General features: G+C 67.6%; 1 protein-coding gene. It reads right to left on the reverse strand.

All coding sequences use genetic code 11. The features are described 5' to 3' along the window. Nucleotides 1–42: 42 nt before the first annotated feature. A complete protein-coding gene (locus M8J71_RS23175) occupies nucleotides 43–534 on the reverse strand; it encodes a hypothetical protein (RefSeq protein WP_256250218.1) in 492 nt (163 codons plus the stop codon). Between the last annotated feature and the right edge of the window lie 256 nt (nucleotides 535–790).

Below are 790 nucleotides of genomic sequence, written 5' to 3' on the forward strand. Positions count from 1 at the left end.
CCGGCCAGAAGGCCAGGCATACCCGGGCGCAAGCCTTATGAGTCAGGCTCCCGAAGGGGCTGCCCCGCCCCGGGAGGCGCGGCGGTTTGTAAGGGTCCTAAGCACCACAGCGGTGACAGTAGCCACCGCCATCAGGGCAAAAAAGCCCGCTCCGGCGTTGTAGAGCACCTGGGCGGTCCCCGGCAACGGGGCGGAGGCGTCGGCGGCAATCATGATCGTGGCGTAATAGGCGGCTGTGGCGGCTAGCCAGAGCACACCGGCAACAGCTACGGCGATGGACCAGCGCGAGAACCAGCGCGGCCCGGGCCGGTAGGACAAGGCCACGGCGAGCAGCACGATGCCCGCCACGGCGAGAAGCTGGGCCGGCAGCAGAAACGGCCCGGCGACGAGCCCGACCGGAATGCAGAATCCGCCGACCATCAGCAGACGCCGGCCGGCCAGCGGCATACCTTCCGGCGGCACCGCGCTGTCCGCCGCCCCCGCCGGATCCCCCGGCGTTGTATTCTCCGCTGTCATCGCATTTCCCTTGGTCATCGTTCCCATCCTGGACTGGGGCGCGGCCGAATATCCGACGGCCGTTCCAGCCCTTGACGACAGTACAGGACAGGATGGATCGATGCTTCCCTGGCTGACCTTCGCCGGGCAAAACTGCGGCGACGCGACGGGTCGCTAGTATCAGAACCATGCCGCTGCTGGATCTGTCCTCCGCCGCCCAGGACTATCTGAAGCTGATTTGGATGGGTGCTGAACACGGCTCCGACCCCGCCACGGGCGGCGGGCTGGCCAAAAG

The organism is Pseudarthrobacter sp. R1, assembly GCF_024494415.1.
In the GTDB taxonomy this organism is placed as follows: Bacteria; Actinomycetota; Actinomycetes; order Actinomycetales; family Micrococcaceae; genus Arthrobacter.